The organism is Natrinema amylolyticum (assembly GCF_020515625.1).
Taxonomy (GTDB): Archaea; Halobacteriota; Halobacteria; order Halobacteriales; family Natrialbaceae; genus Natrinema; species Natrinema amylolyticum.
Genome location: NZ_JAIWPJ010000002.1, coordinates 1 through 14909, shown reverse-complemented (window position 1 = coordinate 14909; position 14909 = coordinate 1). Strand labels below are relative to the sequence as shown.

Sequence of the window (14909 nt, the reverse complement as noted above, 5' to 3'; positions counted from 1 at the left end):
ATGAGTCAGGACTCGCAACCGATCACGGACTCGTCCGCGCCGGTCTCGGAATCCGACACCGCGAGCGCGAGGACGACCCCGAACGCGACCGCCGACGTCGGTACCTGCGACCTGTGTGATCTCCCGACGCCCGCGGAGCCGATCACCGACCCCGACGTCGACGGCTCGTTCTGCTGTCGGGGCTGTCTCGAGGTCTCCCGAACGCTCGAGCGCGCCGACGACGCGCCGGACGAATCGACGATCCGGTCGCGAGCGGACGACCGAAGCGGCGAGAACGAGCGCGATCTCGACGCGCTCGACGGCGACGACGCCTTCCTCGCGGTCGAGGGAATGCACTGTGCGACCTGTGAGGCCTTCCTCGAGGCGACCGCCGAGGGCGAAGACGGCGTCCTCGGCGCGACGGCCAGTTACGCGACGGACACGATCCGGATCGTCTACGACCCCGACCGGCTCGCGGCCGACGACCTTCCGGACCTCGTCTCCGGCTACGGCTACACTGCAGCCGATCGGGCCGCCGAAGACGAGGTGGACGCGGACGACGGACTCGTCTCGCTCCTGCTGGGCGGGTTCTTCGGCATGATGGTCATGGTGTGGTACGTCCTCTTTCTGTATCCGACCTACTTCGGCTTCGAGCCGGTGGCTGACTTCGGCGGCTACGACGGCTTCTTCCTCGCCGCGAACATCTGGTTGCTGGCCTCGTTTATCCTGTTTTACACCGGCTATCCGATCCTCCGCGGTGCATACGTCAGTCTCAGAGCAGGCCGGCCGAACATGGACTTGCTCGTCGCGACGGCAGCGCTGGGGTCGTACACCTACAGCGTGGTCGCGACGCTGCTCGGCCACCTCCACCTCTACTTCGACGTCACCGTCGCGATCGTTCTCGTGGTGACCGTCGGCACCCACTACGAGCAGGCGGTCAAACGTCGCGCGACCGGACTGCTCTCGGAACTGACCGAACGACAGGTCGACGAGGCCCGCCTCGAAAGCGGCGAGAGGGTCCCGCTCGAGGCCGTCGACCCCGGCGACCGACTACTCGTCCGCCCCGGTGAACGGGTGCCCCTCGACGGCGAGATCGTCGAGGGGACCGCCGCCGTTGACGAGTCGCTGGTCACCGGCGAGTCCTTGCCGGTCGGGAAGGAGCCCGGCGATTTCGTCCGCGGCGGGACCGTGGTCACGGACGCCCCAATCGTCATCGCGGTCGGCGACGAGGCCGAGAGCACGCTCGATCGCCTCGTCTCGCTGCTCTGGTCGATCCAGAGCGCCCGGCCCGGCGTCCAGCGCCTCGCGGACAAGCTCGCGACCGTCTTCGTCCCGCTGGTCGTCGTCCTCGCCGTCGGCGCGGCGGCCGTCGCGCTCGCGACCGGCTCGAGTCCGTCGACCGCTCTCCTGCTCGGGCTGACGGTCGTCATCGTCTCCTGTCCCTGCGCGCTCGGGCTAGCGACGCCGCTGGCGATCGCCGCGGGCGTTCAGGCCGCCGCGAAGCGGGGGGTCGTCGTCGCCGCGGAGACGATCTTCGAGGACGCCCCGGACGTCGACGTCGTCGTCCTCGACAAGACCGGGACGCTGACGACCGGACGGATGGCCGTCGGGGCCGTCCACGCCGCCGACGGCACCGATCCGGACGCGGTACTTCGACGGGTCGGTGCGGTCGAGTTGCTGTCGGAGCACCCGATCGCCGCAGCCATCGTCAAGGCGGCGCCCGATTCCGCGACCCGAGACGCGGTCGACGACGGTGATACCGAGGCCGGCGATGACGGTGCCGCCGTCGAATCGTTCGAGCGGGCCGCTCGCGGCGTCAGCGGCGTCGTCGACGGCGACCACATCGTCGCCGGCCACCCCGACTTCCTTCGCGAGCGCGGCCACGCCGTTCCCGACGCCCTCGAGCCACGCATCGACGACGTCCGCGACGCCGGTCGCGTCCCCGTCGCCGTCGGCTGGGACGGTCGGGTCCGCGGCGCGATCGCCGTCGGCGACTCGCCGCGCGCGGAACTGGACGACGCGCTCGAGGCGCTCGCCGCGGGCCGCGAGGTCGTCGTCCTCACCGGCGACGAGGGGGCCGCGGTCGAGGGGATCCGCGAACTGGACGGGGTCGACGAGGTCTTCGCCGGCGTCCCGCCGGAAGCGAAGGCCGAGACCGTCGACCGGCTCCGGGCGCGCGGGACGGTCGCGATGGTCGGCGACGGGAGCAACGACGCGCCCGCGCTGGCCGCCGCCGACGTGGGAATCGCGATGGGCGGCGGCACGAAACTCGCGACCGACGCGGCCGACGCGGTGATCGTCGACGACGACCTCGCGGCCGTCGCCGAGACGTTCACCGTCGCGACCCGAACGCATCGGCGAATCCGACAGAACCTCGGCTGGGCGTTCGCCTACAACGCGGTCGCGATCCCGCTCGCGGTCACCGGGCTACTGAACCCGCTGTTCGCCGCCGTCGCGATGGCCGCGAGCAGCGCGCTCGTCGTCTGTAACTCGGTGCGCTCGATTTAGGGCGTCTGTGACCGCCGACCGACGGGCCGCTTACGCGTCCTCGCCGTCGTCGGCCGTCACGACCCGCTCGACTTCCCGGCGCTCACCGTCCTCGTAGACGTAGGTCGTCCCGTCGTCCTCGTCTCGCGTCCGTCGGTGGCTCCCGTCGCAGAACGGAAACGACTCAGAGAGCCCGCACTGACAGACCGCGATATCTCCCTTTTCGTCGTCGGTGTCCGACGGCTCGAGCTTTCGCGGTCCCCTCTCCTCGAGTTCGACGAGTCGTGTCATCGAACGAGTCTCGGACTGCCGACGCCAAAACCCTTCTCGTGATCCCCGTCTCGCCGCTCTCCGTCGGCTCGGCGTACACTGCGTCTCGTGTCTCGAGCGATCGAATCCGGTCGTGTGAGACGGGAAGAACGGGGGAGAGACGATGACGTCTCACTGGGACCGAGAGTCGCGTGGCACCACCGACCGCACTCCCGGCGAACCGCATGGTACTTATCGACGCTGTCCCTCACACCGAACGAATGGCACAGTCAGTCCTGCTCACGGGGGCTGCGGGGCGGGTCGGAGAGGCCATCCTCGGCGGCCTCGCGGACGACCACGAGTGGCGATTACTTGATCGAGATCCGCCGACCGAGGACCAGCCGGGCGAGTTCGTCGTCGCGGACATCACCGACGGCGACGCCGTCCGTGAGGCGATGAAGGGAATCGACGTCGTGATCCACCTCGCCGGCGACCCGCGCCCCGAAGCGCCGTGGGATAGCGTACTGACGAACAACATCGACGGCACGCAGACGGTCTTCGAGGCCGCCGTCGACGCGGGCGTCGAGAAGGTCGTCTTCGCCTCCTCGAACCACGCCGTCGGGAACTACGAGACCGACGCGCGCACACCCGAGATGTACCGCGAGCACGACGAGTACCTGCTCGACGGCACCGAACTCCCGCGGCCGAGCAACCTCTACGGCGTCTCGAAGGCCGCCGGCGAAACCCTCGGCCGGTACTACCGCGACGAATACGACCTCTCGGTCGCCTGCGTCCGCATCGGGAACCTCACCGAGGGCCACCCGCCGATCGACTACGAGCGCGGGCAGGCGATGTGGCTCTCCTACCGGGACTGTGCACACCTGTTCGATCGCTGTATCCGCGCCGACTACGACTACGAGATCGTCTACGGCATCTCAGACAACGACCGGAAATACTACTCGCTCGAGCGCGCCCGCGAGGCGCTCGGCTACGAGCCGCAGGACAACTCCGCGTACTACGACGGTGAAGAGCGGGTCATTCCGGACAACTAAGATTGCAGGACTTCTACGCGACGGTCCTCTCACCCTCGATCGATGTCAATACGCTGTATCGCGCGTTGAGGCACCCGTTGTGGTCGATCCGTATGTGGTTCTCCGCCGAGTGTACTATGGATCCCTAGGTTTTTCGCTCGTTCACCGGTCGTCGGAAGTCGCGCTCGGCTTCACCGGAAAGTCGTTCAGCACCTCGCTTGTATTCGGCTAGCCTCTCGTCCGCCCACGTCAGTACTTCTCTGCGATCGGTTTCGACCATCGCGCGTGGTTCTCTATACTCGCCGACGCCGATCTGGACGACATTATCGTCGAATACACCGATGAAGTAAGGAACTGATCCGTCGTAAACGGATATTTCCAATCGTCCGGTTTCGAGCATCTCTTCGGTCAATTCTGCGAAGGGTGCCGTCGATGTCACTACCTCTGCGACATCCGTTTCGATGGTCAGTTCAGCTTCGGCTTCGTTCTCTACGATGTTTTCGTGAGCGGCCTCATAGGCGTGCAATCCGACGACCGGAAGCAATCCTCGCATGTGGTCCGTTTCCCGCAGTAGTTGCACGTGTCGATTGATTATCGCATACGGATCGGCGTCGGTCGGGACGAACAATTCCGCCTCGTCTAACCACTGGATATCGAAGTCAGACTCATCGGGCGGCAGCCACTGGAGAAATGGCTCTAACTCGAGTGTCAGTTCCGCTCGTTCTATGAATCGAAAAAAGTCGCGGACTAGTCGTTTCCCGGAAGCAGTGACAGCGTATTCACCGTCGATATACGCGACCATTCCGATCGATTCGAGTTCCCTGATAGCTCTGTCTAACGTCGAGCGCGGAATTTCTAGCTCGTTGCAGAGAGTCGCTTTGTCTCGAGGTTCTTCCAAGAGGCACGCCAGTATCCCCTTTCGTTTCCGGAGAACGTCGACGATCTCCAGTACTAGTTCTGTTGAAGCCATTTTCACCAACCGGACATGACCCTTCCAGAGAACACATCTTATATCTAATATCATAGATCTGCTTCAATCATTGTGAATAGAATAGAATTTTTGTCTTCGGAGAACGTACGTTAAATTGATACATGTCGATCGACAGATCAGAAGGTAGTTTAAAGATGAACAGGGCACTACGAGAACTCGTATAGACGGGTTGAACGGAAAGAGAGTAATTCAGTATAATGGCCACGTGCCCCTCCTGTAACGAGCAAATCCAGCCGGTACCCGACCCTGCTGCCACTCCGCAGGGCGCAGGACGAGGAATAGCAGCGGTAACGTGGGTCTGTCCGGAGTGCGATGTGATCCTCGGCATCAGCGAGGTGGACCTGCTCTCCTCAAGTAGTCGACGGGAGGACGACAGGGGCGATCCTCCGTAAAGAGGTAATGCAGTCCACCGATCCGTTCATCACCAAAATATTTCGGCTCTTTTTCAGAAAACGTTTTCTGATTTCGCCAGTACGCGGGCGAATTACCGATGAATAGCGCAAATAGGGATTTAGTCGAATCGAGTTGTGTGGCGCTGTGCCACAGTGGTGTCGACTATGTCAAAGTGGACGATAGATCCGAAGGGAGTGGATAGGCGTACCGTATTAAAAGGAGCGGGGATCAGTGCGATTAGTATCGGCGGGTTCTCCGGTATTTCCAGCGCTCACCACGTCCAAGACCTGGCTATGGAGCCAGAGTCAGTGACTGCAGAGATCGGTGAGTCAGTGACGTTCGAAGTCCACTGGCAGTCCGGACACGCCGCTGAGGCCTGTTTCGTTTTCGCTATCCAGGACGGTAGTGGCGGCTGGATTGACCTAGGACAACACAGTGAACGGGCCAGTGAACTCGGTGAGCACAAACACTTCGATCAAACGGTGACGATTCCGGAACTGGATCCGGGGACGTACACACTCAGAGTGAGCGCATCGGAGGCCTACCACCGCTGTCCGCATCCGGGCGAACAGACGTGGCCCATATTGGCAGCGGACGTGACGGTCGAAGCCGTCTGCGTCGAAAACAGCAGGGGCGCAGAGAACGCGGATCCCCCGGGACACGACAAGGACCGAGGCGATCCCGGTGGGCAGGCCCACGACAGTGACGAGGGCGGTGAGATGCCCGGTGAGCGAAAAGGCCACTGTAAGTTCGACTGATAGAGATCTATCTACCGATTTTTTCGAAACAGGGGACGGCGTCTCCGATAACGACCGTGGATGCGACTCGGTCGGGCATTGCTCATCTCTGAGCGGACCGGTCGCCGGCCACGGACAATTACGACTCTCGTAACTCTCGTTGCTTGATCGCAGACGGAAAACCGGCAACCAGCGATGACGGGCCACGAGGTTTTGTCGCTGGGCGTGGCTAGTGGTCCAGCATGGAGTACACGACGCTCGGATCGACGGGAATGAAAGTCAGTCGAATCTGTCTGGGCTGTATGAGCTTCGGCACGGGCCGGGAGTGGATGCTCGAGCCCGAGGAAAGCGAGGAACTCATCGAGCGCGCGATCGACCTCGGGATCAACTTCTTCGACACCGCGAACGTCTACTCCACGGGCGAGTCCGAGGAGATCCTGGGCGACGCCCTCGCGGGCTACGACCGCGATTCGCAGGTCGTCGCGACGAAGGTCTTCGGCGAGATGGATCCCGACAACCCGAACGCGAGCGGGCTCTCCCGCAAGGCGATCGAACAGGAACTCGAGGCGAGTCTCGATCGACTCGGCATGGACACGATCGACCTCTACCAGACCCACCGATGGGACTACGACACGCCGATCGGCGAGACCCTGCGCGCCCTCGACGACGCGGTCCGGCGCGGACAGGTGCGGTACGTCGGGACGTCGTCGATGTGGGCCCACCAGTTCGCCGAGGCACTCCAGGCCAGCGATGCGCTGGGTCTCGAGCGGTTCGCGACGATGCAGAACCACTACAACGTCCTCTATCGCGAGGAGGAGCGCGAGATGTTGCCTCTGTGTGAGAAAGAAGACGTCGGCGTCATTCCGTGGTCGCCGCTGGCCCGCGGCGTCGCGACCCGCCCCCACGAGGAAATCGAGTCGACGACGCGAGGCCAGACCGACCAATATCTCGAGCAGATGTCGTACCTCCAGGGTGGGGGCGAGGAGATCAACGAACGCGTACAGGAACTCGCCGACGACGAGGGTGTCTCGATGGGGCAGATCTCTCTCGCCTGGCTGCTCCACAAGGACTGGGTCGACGCCCCCATCGTCGGGACGACCAGCGTCGAACACTTAGAGGACGCCGTCGAAGCCCTCGAGATCGACCTCTCGGACTCCGATATGGAGTATCTCGAGGAACCCTACGAGCCGCTGCCGGTCGCGGGCCACGAGTGAGGAAGGTCCCGGCCGTCCGCTCGCTACAGCAGATCGGCGTCCTCCAGTACCGCCGCGACTCGCTCGAGGTGAGCCGTGTGTTCCTCGCCCTCGAGCCCCTGGTACATCGTCGTGATCGAGAGGTAGTCAGCACCGAGGTCCCGCCAGGCCTGGGCGCGTTCGATCCACTCGTCTTCCTCGTCGGGAACGGCGTACATCCGGCCGCCGAGGCCGATGTCGTCGGGGTCTCGGCCCGCATCTTCGGCGTACTCGTAGAGGTCCGCGAGGTGCTCCTCGGCCTCGTCTCCCGGCTGGAACTGGGGTAACCAGCCATCTGCGAGTCGAGCGACGCGGCGCTTGACCGGCTCGGCCATGCCGCCCATCCAGAGCGGAATCGGCCGCTGAACCGGCAGCGGTCGGATGCCGGCGTCCGGAATCTCGTGGAACTCTCCCTCGAAGTCGACGAGTTCGTCGGTCCAGAGCCGGCGGAGCACCTCGACCTGTTCCTCGATGCGTTTCCCTCGCCGCGAGAAGTCCTCGCCGAGCGCGACGTACTCGGGCTCGTTCCAGCCGACGCCGACCCCCATGCGGAACCGGCCGTCGGTAAACAGATCCAGCTGTGCGGCCTGCTTCGCCACGAGCGCGGTCTGGCGCTGCGGCAGGACGAGAATCCCCGTCATGAACGCCAACTCCTCGGTCTGGCCCGCCAGATAGGAGCACGTGGTCAGCGGCTCGTGGAACGTGCTCTCGTAGTCGTAGGGGCCGTCCCAGTCCTTCCGGTCCGGATTCACGCCGAGGACGTGATCGTACGCCAGCACGTGTTCGTACCCCGACGCCTCGACCCGCCGCGCGTAGTCGGCTATCGTCGCTGGATCGCGCCCGATCTCGAGTTGCGGGAGCACGGTACCGATTTCCATACCTGGTCTTCGACTGGATCGAACTTGAACGTGTAGCTGCCGCTGCAGCGACGGCGCACCGCCGACCGTGCGATCGTGTCGGGCTCGAGTCAGGAAACCCGCTTGCGGTGAGTCGCCGTCTCGCTCGAGCGCTACCGGGAATTCGACCGCTCAGAACAGCCCTTTCACGTCCTCTTCGCGCGCCCGCCGCCTGCCGACGTGATCGGTCAGTCGCTGGTAGATGATCCCGCGATTCTCGTCCTCGCGGACGAAATCGAACAGCAGCGTGATGAACTTGCTGCCGTCCTCGCCGGCCTCGAGATCCTGCTGTGCGTACCCACGAGTCCGGTCGATTGGGTCCTCGTCGTAGCCGAACTCCTCGGCGAGCACGACCGCCGCGATCGCCGTGGGCTCGAAACCGAGATCGGTCAGGCCCGGGACAGTGTCCTCGTGCTCGAGACGGACCGGCGACCGCCGCTCGACGATCTCGGGATCGGCCGCGAGCCGAGACAGAAACGACCGGACCGGCTCGAGTCGGAGATCCCGGTAGTCGGCCGGCAGGTCCGCGAGGTACTCGCCACCGCTCTCTGCGAGGCCGACGGCACCCTCCCAGTTGCGCTCGCGGGCGTGGTAGACCGCACCGCTGTACTGGATCAAGCCGTGGAGCAGTCGCTCGTCGTCGCTCCCCGACTCGAGCTCGAGCCAGCGGTCCTCCCAGGCGTCGTGGGCGGCGTGGTAGTGACCATCGTTGAAGACGGCGACGCCGGCCCGGATCCGATCGCGCATAGCCGTGGTTAGGGCTCGAGACTCGAGAACGTGACGAAAACGGTGACCGCCGGATATCCCGTCGGCCGCAGCGACCGGGGTCACACCGGGAGTGAGTGACTCCGATCGGCGGCGGCCGACGGTTCGCGTTCCGCCTCCGGCAGGGCGGGCAGACGACTGTGGACGGGTCAACTGAGGGGAGCGCTCCCCAACCGGTTACTAGCCGCCACCGGTCTGGCGGTACTCGACATGAGTCGGTGCGTATATATTAGTATTCGACTATTTCCGTCGTTCCGGATCGCTTTCGACGGGCCGTAAGCAGTGATTACCAACGCTCGAGTAGCGGCCGTCCGCAACAGGACTCTCATCGCTCCGGTAGTCGCTCGTCGCTACGCGTCGAACCCGTCTTCGAATCGGAAGACGCCGTTCCGCTGGATTACCTCCCCGTCGACCTCGAGGCGGGAGTCCTCGCTGACATCGGTAATCAGATCGACGTGGACGGCAGACTCGTTGCCTGACTCGCCGTCGGGGAGACAGGCGTCGTAGGCCCGGCCGAGCGCCAGGTGGACGGTATCGCCCATCTTCTCGTCGAAGAGAATGTTGTCCGTGTAGCGGTCGATCCCGCGATTCATCCCGATACCGAGTTCGCCCAGCCGGCGCGCGCCCGCGTCCGTCTCGAGGATCTCACCGACGACGTCCCCGCCCTGATCGGCGTCGTAGTCGACGACCTCGCCGTCCGCGAACTCGAGGCGGACGTTCCGGACTGACTCGCCCCGCAGCGTCATCGGCACGTCGAAGGTCACCTCGCCCTCGGTCGCAGAGGGTGCGGTGAAGACCTCCCCGCTGGGGAGGTTATGCGAGTCGTACGCCACCGAGGCGGCGCTGTTGACTGCCGTCCGCCCGTCGATCTCCATCGTGAGATCGGTGTCCCTCGAGACCAGCCGAACCTCGGAGCCGGCGTCGAGGATGTCCTTCAACTGGGCCATCTCGTCGGCCAGCGCCTCCCAGTCCCGCAGGATCGCCTCGTAGGCGAACTCCTGGTACTCCTCGTAGGCCATGTTCGCCTGCTGGGCGAGCGACCGCGTCGGATGGACCGTCGAGACCCAGCGGGTGCCCAGTCGGGTCTCTCGAATCTCGCGTCGAGCGTCGTTGTAGGCTCGTCGCTGCTCGCCGGGGACGTCGGCCGTCGCGCTCGTGTTCCGACCGCCGCCGAGCGAGAGGTAAACGTCGGCGTTCTCGACGACGGCGAGTTCGTGGGCCGGGCTCTCGTCGAAGTCGCCGTCGTGCGCCCGGAGATAAGCCCGCGTAACCTCGCCCGAGCTATAGGTCGCGAGGAGGTTCGCCCCTCGGTCGCCCAACTCCGCGGCGACCGCGACCGCCAGCTCGTGGGCGTCGGGCCCCACGGAGAGGACGACGTCGTCACCCGACTCGACGCGAGCGCTCCAGTCGACCAGTACCTCGGCGTGTTCGCGTACGCGTTCGTCCATATCTCACCCTCTCGAGCGGGCTACTAAACGCTCCCCGTTCTGACGCAGAGACGTGAACGCGAAACACCGTCGCGACGGTCGCCCCGTCGAGACGCGAGGAATCAGACAGTGTGAGCGTCTTCGGCGACGAGTTCCTCGCGTGAGCGCACGACGGAGACGATCGCGTAGACGATCGGCGTGTCGAGGAGCGCGATCGCGAATTTCAGCAGGTACTGACCGACCATCAACGAGAGGATGACCTTCGTCGGCAGAACGGCGCCGACGCCGAGGACGGCGGGTGCGATAGCGAACGCGACCGAGACGAAAATGACGGTGTCGATCGCCTGACTGCTCGCCGTCGACGCGATGTTGCGAAGCCAGAGTTTCTCGGCGCCAGTGGACTCCCGAATCCGGTGGAAGACGATCACGTCCCAGTTCTGACTGACGAGGTACGCGAGCAGGCTCCCGAGGACGACGTTGGTGGACGCGCCGAGCGCCGTCTCGAACGCATCGGGATCGACGCTGTTCGGTGCGGCCGGCGCGGCGATCGTCGACCAGACGAGCGCGAGGACCACGGCGTTCAGGACGAATCCTACGTTGACGACGATCTGCCCTGCCCGACGACCGTACAGTTCGGTATAACAGTCGCTCGCGAGAAACGTCAGCGCGTACGCGAGCGCCGCACCGGGTAACACGAGTTGCGCGCCCGTAATCGGAAGTGCGAACGGCAGTTCGAACGCGAGTACCTTCGACGCGGTCAGCTGTGCGGTCACGAGCGCCGTCACGAAGAGGCCGATCAGCGCGACCTGCGCGATCGTCGCCCCGTCGCGGCTCCGTGTCTGGTTCATGGGGTCGCGTACCCATCGGTCCCACCTAAACGGTACTATTCACGGATTACTCGAGTATGGACGACGACGGACTCGAGTCCGCTCGAGCGATGTCCCCGATCGACTACGCGAACCCTGCTAAACGGTCACAGTGGCCCTGACAACCGGTCACGGTAGTCCCGAGACGGACTCTGGACAAACAGTCGGTTCGTGTCGCAACGAACTGAACGAGACTCAGTGCGATTCGTCGGTATCGGTCCTCCGCAGGGAGTCCACCAACTGGACTCACACGACCGCTCCTACGTAGAGACTGCCTCTCGATCGGTCCGCTCGAGACGAAGTATTAGCTCTCGATGAGGATTAACACCCTGGTTTCTGCAACGTGCGTCGGTCGATCGTCGGATTCCGGGCTGAATTATTTTCGTTTCGATATATGATCTGTAACACAACTGTTATACGTATCCCCGGCCTCGATTGAATTGCAATGGCGAAAGGAAACGTTGATTTCTTCAACGACACAGGCGGCTACGGTTTCATTGAGACGGACGACGCAGACGATGACGTTTTCTTCCACATGGAAGACGTTGGCGGTCCGGACCTCGAAGAAGGCACAGACATCGAATTCGATATCGAACAGGCCCCCAAGGGCCCCCGCGCCACCAACGTCACCCGCCTGTAATACGGCTTTTTACGTTCGGTAACGGGTTTCACACTTCGAATATCATTCTTCAGCACACTACTCGACACTAGCGGACGCCATCGTGGTTCGACTACCCGAGCCGAACCCTCGTCTCGCTATAGTACCAACCGAAACGATTCACACACCGATCGCACAGCTATCGTGCGATCGAGTGCATTGACTTTCAGTGGCTCCTGTCGTCCCGACGCTCGACCGTCGCTCATCATCACCCGAGTACACCGGTGTGCTCACTGTAAACATAGTCCCGCACGTGCCGCCTGTTGCTGTTTTCTCTCGAAAATCTAAGACGGGTGGAACGAGGGCGAGCGGTCGAATGTAGGCCGCGATTACCAGACGAAACGACAGACAGTACCACGAATGACTCAGTTAGCTCCACTGAACGTACTGGAAACGGTTGATACGAAATCGATAACAAATAGTCGGGTTCCCGTCCGTCCACCTGAGTACAAAATGGACGATCTGACAGGGTTTCAACGCGACCTGCTGTACGTGATCGCAGGGGCCGATCAACCGTCGGGCCAAGACGTGAAAGACGAAGTCGAGACGTATTACAACAGTGAAATCAATCACGGACGCTTGTATCCCAATCTCGATACGCTCGTCAACAAAGATCTCGTTGAAAAAGGACAACTCGATCGACGGACGAACTATTACGAGATTAGTGATCGCGGCCAACAGGCCATCGAAGAGCGCCGAGAGTGGGAACAACAGTATATCAACCAGTAACCGACCCCACCTCTCCTGCGATGCCCGACCGATAGCAGCGTCACACACCCCTACGAGACCACGGACTAACCGCGACAAGAGTGCCTACAGCGCCTGGCCCAGTATAATCGAACTCCCGAGAGAGTACCCCTGGGACGAGCGCCACAACGAAATCGTTTGGCGAGCTGGCCTCCCGATCACCGCTCAAGTGGTCGAATATCCGCGCCCTGACGATCACCGATCACCGATGTCGACTCCAGACCGGACGACCGTCTACCCCGTTTCTCTGCTCGAGTTCTCAGTAGCTCTGCATACCCGCCGTCACCCGATCTCGTAGAATCCCCGCACGTCACCGTTCGTGCCGCCGATTTCGGGTTACCTCACAAGCCAGTTCTGGAGAGTGCAGAACTGAACCCGGATTCTCGGATCAATCGTTATATCACTCACGACCGAGACCGGATTCCACTCAAGACAGTTAATCGAATTCACCCAGTTTCTCAGTGTCCGCCCTGAAACCCAGAACTACTTACGTCGGGGGAGTCGTTGATTCACTAACCGAAACAGGCGCTGTCCCTGGCACAGTTGGGACTGAGCCTTCGATTCGAACCACAGCGAACGTGATCGAATCCATGCTCCGTTGCAGGACATCTCACCCAGCAGCCATTCTGGCTGTACGACTGTCCACAGGACTGCTCTGATCGGCCCCACCAATGGAAATTGAAATCGCAACAATCGGCGGCTACGAGGAAGTCGGGCGACAGATGACGGCTGTCCGCGCCGGTGACGACATCGTGATCTTCGACATGGGACTGAACCTGTCGAAGGTCCTGATTCACGACAACATCCGCACCGAAGGGATGCACAGTCTCGATCTGATCGACATGGGCGCTATCCCCGACGATCGAGTCATGAGCGACCTCGAGGGCGACGTCAAAGCGATCGTCCCCACCCACGGCCACCTAGACCACATCGGTGCCATCTCCAAACTGGCCCACCGATACGATGCGCCCATCGTCGCGACGCCGTTCACGCTCGAGCTGGTCAAAGGCGAACTCGAAGAGGAAGGGAAGTTCAACACCGACAACGACCTCGTCGAAATGGAGGCCGGCGAAACGATGTCGATCGGCGACTCCGGTGCCGTCGACCTCGAATTCGTCAACGTCACGCACTCGATCGTCCAAGCGATCAACCCCGTCCTCCACACGCCGGAGGGGGCGGTCGTCTACGGATTGGACAAACGGATGGACCACACGCCCGTCATCGGCGACCCGATCGACATGGAGCGGTTCCGCGAGATCGGCCGCGAAGGCGAGGGCGTCCTCTGTTACATCGAGGACTGTACCAACGCGAACAAGAAGGGACGGACCCCCTCCGAGAACGTCGCCCGCGAACACCTCCGCGACGTCCTCTACAGCATGGAGGACTACGACGGCGGTATCGTCGCCACCACGTTCTCGAGTCACATCGCCCGCGTGAAATCCCTCATCGAATTCGCTCGAGATATCGATCGCACGCCGATCCTCCTCGGGCGCTCGATGGAGACCTACTCCGGGACCGCAAAACAGATCGGTATCGACTTCCCCTCTGACGTCGAGATGGTCGGCTACCGCCAGTCCATCGAGCAGACGTTCGAGCGCATCATGAACGAAGGCAAGGAGAACTTCCTGCCCGTCGTCACCGGTCATCAAGGCGAGCCTCGAGCAACACTGACGCGAATGGGTCGCGGCGAAACGCCGTACGAACTGGAGGACGGCGACAAAGTCATCTTTTCCGCTCGCGTTATTCCCGAACCGACGAACGAAGGCCAGCGTTACCAGGCCGAAAAGCTGCTCCGCATGCAGGGCGCACGCATCTATGACGACATCCACGTCTCTGGCCACCTCTGTCAGGAAGGTCACTACGAGATGCTCGATGCGCTGCAACCCGAGCACATTATCCCAGCTCACCAAGACATGAGCGGGTTCTCGGGGTACGTCGAACTGGCGTCCAACCGTGGATACAAGCTCGGACGCGACCTCCACGTCACCTCGAACGGGAACGTCATCGAACTCGTCTAAGCTGTATCGACTGCCGTTTTTGTCGTTGTCTCGAGTAGTGAACAGTGCTATCACTGTTTTATGGAATAAATAGGAAAACCCCACACAGCGGTTGCTGTGTGGGGTTATATGAATGGGAGCGGCGAATCGGATTTCCCAGAGGGTCGCCCACTCCAGTACTGACCGAAACGTAGGCGAGCTTATCTTCCGTGTTCGGGATGGGTACGGGAGGAACCTCGCCACTGTGGCCGCTTGAATGCCGATCGGCGGAATCGAACCGCCGTCAGACCACGATCGGTCACTCTCGACTGTATGAGTCGATATGAATGGTGGCGGCGAAACGAATTTCCCAGAGGGTCGCCCACTCCAGTACTGATCGTAACGCAGGCGAGCTTATCTTCCGTGTTCGGGATGGGTACGGGAGGACCCTCGCCGCTGTGGCCGCCGTAACGCC

At 62.7% G+C, this 14909-nt stretch carries 13 protein-coding genes and 2 rRNA genes; 7 read left to right on the top strand and 8 right to left on the bottom strand.

All coding sequences use genetic code 11. The annotated features are described in order from the left end of the window. On the top strand, positions 1–2487 hold the full coding sequence (locus LDH66_RS10205; RefSeq protein WP_226480977.1) for a heavy metal translocating P-type ATPase: 2487 nt from the start codon (positions 1–3) through the stop codon (positions 2485–2487). A gap of 30 nt (positions 2488–2517) precedes the next feature. Here the strand turns inward: LDH66_RS10205 and LDH66_RS10200 are convergent, their stop codons facing one another. Beyond that, positions 2518–2757: a CDGSH iron-sulfur domain-containing protein gene (locus LDH66_RS10200; protein ID WP_226480976.1), complete on the bottom strand. Its 240-nt coding sequence runs from the start codon at positions 2755–2757 to the stop codon at positions 2518–2520. Positions 2758–2996: 239 nt separating this feature from the next. Here LDH66_RS10200 and azf point away from each other — a divergent pair, with 239 nt between their 5' ends. Beyond that, positions 2997–3767, top strand: a complete 771-nt coding sequence (gene azf, locus LDH66_RS10195) for an NAD-dependent glucose-6-phosphate dehydrogenase Azf (RefSeq protein ID WP_226480975.1) — start codon at positions 2997–2999, stop codon at positions 3765–3767. 124 nt (positions 3768–3891) lie between these two features. Here azf and LDH66_RS10190 read toward each other — a convergent pair whose 3' ends face one another. Beyond that, a complete protein-coding gene (locus LDH66_RS10190; RefSeq protein ID WP_226480974.1) occupies positions 3892–4716 on the bottom strand; it encodes a helix-turn-helix transcriptional regulator in 825 nt (274 codons plus the stop codon). Positions 4717–5423: 707 nt separating this feature from the next. Between LDH66_RS10190 and LDH66_RS10185 the strand changes: the two genes are divergently transcribed. Continuing rightward, positions 5424–5888 (top strand): cupredoxin domain-containing protein, encoded by a 465-nt coding sequence (locus LDH66_RS10185; protein ID WP_226480973.1) that lies wholly within the window; start codon positions 5424–5426, stop codon positions 5886–5888. 221 nt (positions 5889–6109) lie between these two features. Further along, the gene (locus LDH66_RS10180) at positions 6110–7081 is read left to right on the top strand and encodes an aldo/keto reductase (RefSeq protein ID WP_226480972.1); all 972 of its coding nucleotides are present in this window, start codon (positions 6110–6112) and stop codon (positions 7079–7081) included. A 23-nt stretch (positions 7082–7104) separates the two neighbouring features. Here LDH66_RS10180 and LDH66_RS10175 read toward each other — a convergent pair whose 3' ends face one another. The 4 genes from LDH66_RS10175 to LDH66_RS10160 form a co-directional block, all read right to left on the bottom strand. Further along, complete coding sequence (locus LDH66_RS10175) at positions 7105–7977, bottom strand: LLM class F420-dependent oxidoreductase (RefSeq protein WP_226480971.1); 873 nt, start codon at positions 7975–7977, stop codon at positions 7105–7107. Between the two features lie 150 nt (positions 7978–8127). Continuing rightward, positions 8128–8742, bottom strand: a complete 615-nt coding sequence (locus tag LDH66_RS10170) for a DUF309 domain-containing protein (RefSeq protein WP_226480970.1) — start codon at positions 8740–8742, stop codon at positions 8128–8130. Between the two features lie 368 nt (positions 8743–9110). Continuing rightward, positions 9111–10208: an aminopeptidase gene (locus tag LDH66_RS10165; protein ID WP_226480969.1), complete on the bottom strand. Its 1098-nt coding sequence runs from the start codon at positions 10206–10208 to the stop codon at positions 9111–9113. A 101-nt stretch (positions 10209–10309) separates the two neighbouring features. Beyond that, positions 10310–11035, bottom strand: a complete 726-nt coding sequence (locus LDH66_RS10160) for a queuosine precursor transporter (RefSeq protein ID WP_226480968.1) — start codon at positions 11033–11035, stop codon at positions 10310–10312. A gap of 463 nt (positions 11036–11498) precedes the next feature. Between LDH66_RS10160 and LDH66_RS10155 the strand changes: the two genes are divergently transcribed. The 3 genes from LDH66_RS10155 (at position 11499) to LDH66_RS10145 (ending at position 14476) form a co-directional block, all read left to right on the top strand. Then, complete coding sequence (locus LDH66_RS10155) at positions 11499–11693, top strand: cold-shock protein (RefSeq protein WP_006187181.1); 195 nt, start codon at positions 11499–11501, stop codon at positions 11691–11693. Between the two features lie 471 nt (positions 11694–12164). Continuing rightward, positions 12165–12440: a helix-turn-helix transcriptional regulator gene (locus tag LDH66_RS10150; protein ID WP_226482001.1), complete on the top strand. Its 276-nt coding sequence runs from the start codon at positions 12165–12167 to the stop codon at positions 12438–12440. 689 nt (positions 12441–13129) lie between these two features. Next, entirely contained in the window at positions 13130–14476 is a 1347-nt protein-coding gene (locus tag LDH66_RS10145) for an RNase J family beta-CASP ribonuclease (protein ID WP_226480967.1), read from the top strand. A gap of 113 nt (positions 14477–14589) precedes the next feature. Here LDH66_RS10145 and rrf (LDH66_RS10140) read toward each other — a convergent pair. Beyond that, a 5S ribosomal RNA gene (gene rrf, locus LDH66_RS10140) occupies positions 14590–14711 on the bottom strand. Positions 14712–14782: 71 nt separating this feature from the next. Further along, positions 14783–14904, bottom strand: a 5S ribosomal RNA gene (rrf, locus tag LDH66_RS10135). Positions 14905–14909: the final 5 nt, after the last annotated feature.

Bases quoted from the DNA above. Each gene is read 5' to 3' on its own strand.
- LDH66_RS10205 (WP_226480977.1), top strand. From the start codon at position 1: ATGAGTCAGGACTCGCAACCGATCACGGACTCGTCCGCGCCGGTCTCG.
- LDH66_RS10200 (WP_226480976.1), bottom strand. From the start codon at position 2,757: ATGACACGACTCGTCGAACTCGAGGAGAGGGGACCGCGAAAGCTCGAG.
- azf (WP_226480975.1), top strand. From the start codon at position 2,997: ATGGCACAGTCAGTCCTGCTCACGGGGGCTGCGGGGCGGGTCGGAGAG.
- LDH66_RS10190 (WP_226480974.1), bottom strand. From the start codon at position 4,716: ATGGCTTCAACAGAACTAGTACTGGAGATCGTCGACGTTCTCCGGAAA.
- LDH66_RS10185 (WP_226480973.1), top strand. From the start codon at position 5,424: ATGGAGCCAGAGTCAGTGACTGCAGAGATCGGTGAGTCAGTGACGTTC.
- LDH66_RS10180 (WP_226480972.1), top strand. From the start codon at position 6,110: ATGGAGTACACGACGCTCGGATCGACGGGAATGAAAGTCAGTCGAATC.
- LDH66_RS10175 (WP_226480971.1), bottom strand. From the start codon at position 7,977: ATGGAAATCGGTACCGTGCTCCCGCAACTCGAGATCGGGCGCGATCCA.
- LDH66_RS10170 (WP_226480970.1), bottom strand. From the start codon at position 8,742: ATGCGCGATCGGATCCGGGCCGGCGTCGCCGTCTTCAACGATGGTCAC.
- LDH66_RS10165 (WP_226480969.1), bottom strand. From the start codon at position 10,208: ATGGACGAACGCGTACGCGAACACGCCGAGGTACTGGTCGACTGGAGC.
- LDH66_RS10160 (WP_226480968.1), bottom strand. From the start codon at position 11,035: ATGAACCAGACACGGAGCCGCGACGGGGCGACGATCGCGCAGGTCGCG.
- LDH66_RS10155 (WP_006187181.1), top strand. From the start codon at position 11,499: ATGGCGAAAGGAAACGTTGATTTCTTCAACGACACAGGCGGCTACGGT.
- LDH66_RS10150 (WP_226482001.1), top strand. From the start codon at position 12,165: ATGGACGATCTGACAGGGTTTCAACGCGACCTGCTGTACGTGATCGCA.
- LDH66_RS10145 (WP_226480967.1), top strand. From the start codon at position 13,130: ATGGAAATTGAAATCGCAACAATCGGCGGCTACGAGGAAGTCGGGCGA.